The organism is uncultured Campylobacter sp., assembly GCF_938045775.1.
In the GTDB taxonomy this organism is placed as follows: domain Bacteria; phylum Campylobacterota; class Campylobacteria; order Campylobacterales; family Campylobacteraceae; genus Campylobacter_B.
This window is the reverse complement of the sequence record NZ_CALIBH010000053.1, coordinates 1-3,548: the sequence shown is the minus strand read 5'-3', so window position 1 is coordinate 3,548 and position 3,548 is coordinate 1. Positions and strand designations below refer to the sequence as shown.

Annotated in this window: 4 protein-coding genes; 3 read left to right on the top strand and 1 reads right to left on the bottom strand. The window is 44.0% G+C overall.

The window, feature by feature from the left end; genetic code table 11:
- Positions 1-15: 15 nt before the first annotated feature.
- A complete protein-coding gene (locus tag Q0238_RS01630) occupies positions 16-234 on the bottom strand; it encodes a hypothetical protein (RefSeq protein WP_297942255.1) in 219 nt (72 codons plus the stop codon).
- 312 nt (positions 235-546) lie between these two features.
- On the opposite strand from Q0238_RS01630, the gene Q0238_RS01625 reads away from it, so the two are divergent.
- The 3 genes from Q0238_RS01625 to Q0238_RS01615 form a co-directional block, all read left to right on the top strand.
- On the top strand, positions 547-1,137 hold the full coding sequence (locus tag Q0238_RS01625; protein WP_297942250.1) for a DUF6803 family protein: 591 nt from the start codon (positions 547-549) through the stop codon (positions 1,135-1,137).
- Positions 1,138-1,487: 350 nt separating this feature from the next.
- Positions 1,488-2,177, top strand: a complete 690-nt coding sequence (locus Q0238_RS01620) for a response regulator transcription factor (RefSeq protein ID WP_297942247.1) — start codon at positions 1,488-1,490, stop codon at positions 2,175-2,177.
- Positions 2,149-3,548 (top strand): DUF3365 domain-containing protein (locus tag Q0238_RS01615; protein ID WP_297942245.1); only part of this gene is annotated, 1,400 nt, incomplete at its 3' end. The genes Q0238_RS01620 and Q0238_RS01615, both read left to right, overlap by 29 nt.

The following is a 3,548-nucleotide window of genomic DNA, read 5'->3' as shown; positions in this document are numbered from 1 at the left end:
CGCAAGACGCTTCGGCTACCTGATTTTTGCGGTGCCGAAGCAAAGTCCGTTTTCGTTGCACTGCATATTTTCGATTTGCGGATCCTCGCTTTCGCCGCAAATTTGGATCATCTGATGCGACGCCTCGTCCATTTTGGGCTCGCTGCAATGCGAAACGCCTGGCTTTGGATGCTCAGAATTGGAGCAAGCGCATATAAATAGCGCTGCGCAGGCGAATAAAAGAGCATTTTTCATTTTAAATCCTTTTAAAAAAATTTCATAATTTTATCTTTGTAAAACTGAAATTTTACGGAATTTAAAGTGTTTCAGATAAATTTAAGGCATCTGCTTTTGCAAATATAAATTTTCTAAATTTCACGTTAGATACGAAGAGGCGGCGTGCGAGGCGAGATTAAAATTTAATATTTGTGAGCGAGTTTTAAGACGCAGCCCAAATCGTTTTACGGAAAGATAAGATTAAAGGCGCACTAATCTTATCTATTGTTTTAAAATTTTTTACCGAAAGCCGCTAGAATTGCGCCCTTTAAACCAAAATAAGGAGAAAACATGGCAATGACGAATTACATGGAACTTTTGATGGCAAATCAGCCGTGGAATTTGATTTTATTTATGGCGGTGCCGATGGGCTTAGCAGAAGCGATAGTAGCGAGCGAATTTTTTAGCTTGTACCGCGCAAAGGAGGGCTCTTTGGCTCTAAAAATCAATAAATGCCTTAGCATCATTCTCGGCGCTTATTTTACGATATTAATTATTTACGTAGCGGTTAAAATTTTGCCCGTCATTCATTTACGTGGCGCTGCGGACGCCTTAGCTTTGGCTGCATACGCAGCAGCGGCGCTGCCTGCGCTGGTGCTGCTACTTTTGGAGCTAGGAGTTATCGCAAAAGGAGCGGAATTTAGAGCTAGGCTTAAATTTCATTTCTTGGCGCTGATTGTATTTTTGGTGCTAGGACACATCGCGATGATTTTTGGAATGACCGATCCAGGTATGAGCGGCATGAATCATTCTATGATGGATCATGGCTCGATGAGCGGGATGAGCCACGATATGGGTTCGATGGAGGGGATGGATCATTCGCATATGAATCATGGCTCGATGGAGAACATGGATCACTCAAAGATGGAGCATTCACATTAACTTTAGTATGCCCGGCTTGGGCTAAATTTTAAAATTCTATCCCGCCGAGCTGTGGAGCTGATAGATCTTTATGATTTGATTGCCTTTCGTCTATAAAATGCATATGCAAGCACCTCTAAAATTTAATATCAAGCTTATCACCCCGCCTTTTTACGTTCTTGTGATATTTTTATCCAACTTATGTAGGCGCAAAGCTCGCACATAGGCGGTTTGAGGTTTAAATTTGCGCGCAAACCGCTTTGGTATATTTTTTAACGTTAGTTTAATGCTAAATTTATATAATTTAAGCGAGTTATATTTTAAGAGACAATTAAGAGTAAAAAGTGCTAAGCTTGGAGGCGGAATAGAGTATGCAAGATTACGAATTATTGGACGTTTTGTCCAATAAAAGGGTGCTTTGCCTAGAGGATGAGCCCGGAATTTTAAAAAATATAACCGAATCGCTGCAGCTGTTTTTCGGCGAAGTAGTGGGGGTTAAGGACGGACTGGAGGCGCTTGATGAGGCGATGAGCGGCTCGTACGACGCGCTGGTTTTTGATATCGGTGTGCCGCATATGGACGGGCTCGAGGTTGTTAAAAAGATCCGAGCTGCCGGCATCTCGGTGCCGATCGTGATACTTTCGAGCCACACCGAGCAGGAGTATCTGTGGCGGGCGGTGGAGCTTAAGATCACTAGATATCTGCCTAAGCCGTACGACAAAAACGCCTTTATAAAGGCGCTGCAAGACGTCGCGGCGGAACTGATAAATCACGCGCCGATATTGAATATAAACGACGAGCTGAAGTATGATTTTGCCAAAAAGATCATCTACGTCAAAGACAGCGCCTGTCATCTTTCCAAAAGCGAGAGCAAGCTTTTGGAGTACTTCTTAGCGCGCAAAAATCAAACCGTAACCTACGAGCAGCTATTCGACTATATGTGGGAGTTCGAGCAGCCCAGCAAGGAAGCGATCAAGGCGATCGTCAAAGAGCTACGCCGCAAGATCGGCAAGGACGTGATCAAAAATTTATATGCGGTGGGGTATCTCTTTGAAGTATAAATTTAAATTTATCGTAGCGCTTTTCGTGCTGCTATATATCGTAATTACGGCTTTGGTTTTTAACTTCTACCGCGAGCTTGCGCTAAAAGACACGAGGCGCGAGGCGTTTTATATCTTAGATACGATGAATGCGGTGCGCGATTACGTCTCGACCGTGCAGCGCCCGCTAATAAACGAACTTAAGGAAAAAAAGCTTCTGAGTGAGGATTTTTTCGATCCGAGGCTGATGTCCTCGACCTACATAACGCGCGAAATTTATAAAATTCAGCTCGCCAAAGAAAACATCAACTACGACTACAAGCTCGTCGCCACCGATCCGCTCAATCCCGAGCACGAGGGAAGCGAGTTTGAGAATGAAATTTTAGAGGGCTTTAAAGAAAACAAATATAAAGAATACTCCAGAATCGTCTATGATAAAGGTGGCGCCTCGTATCTTTTGAGCCTGCCGATAACAAACTCTCAGCCTTCGTGCACCGAGTGCCATAGCATCAACGCAGCACCTAAAAAGATGCAAGAGCTCTACGGCGATGTGGGAAATTTCAAAGGCGGCCTAGGCGATACGATCGCGATGATAAGCTTTAAAATTCCGATAAAAAGCATTCTGCTCTATCACACCAAAGAGTTTGTCGTTAGCGGCCTAAGCTTGCTTGTGGTGTTTTTGATCTGTATATTTTGTATCTATAAAATTCACAAAAAAAACGCGACTTTAAAGATGCAAACTCAGCTTTTACTGATAAATCAAAGCCGCCTCGCGCTAATGGGCGAGATGATCGGCAATATCTCGCACCAGTGGCGTCAGCCGCTATCGCAGATCAGCTCCACGCTCATAAATTTAGAGCTTTACAACGAGCGGGGCAAGCTTTCAAAAGAAAGGCTCGAAGGCGGCATCAAGGACGCGGGCGAGCAGGTGAAATTTATGAGCGATACGATCGAGGATTTTAAAAATTTCTTCAATCCGAACATGCCAAAGAAAGAATTTAGCGCCGGCGAAGCGATCGAGCAGGCGCGTAAAATTTTAAACGCCTCGCTTAAAAAGCATGTCATCGACATAAGCGTGCGGATAGAGGAAAATTTCACCCTTTACGGCAACGTAAACGAGCTAATTCAGGTGCTCATAAACATCATAAATAACGCAAAGGAGGCGTTTTTGGACGTGCCGCTTAAACGGCGCGAGATTAAAATTCGCTCGTTTTTAAAACAGGGCGAGCGAGTGATTACGATCGAAAATAACGCAAGCCGCATCGACGAAGCGCAGCTAGATAAAATTTTTGAGCCGCACTTTACGACAAAACAGCAGGGCAGTGGGCTCGGGCTATATATGAGCAAGATGATAATCGAAAAAAATGGAGGGAGCATAAGCGCTGCAAATTC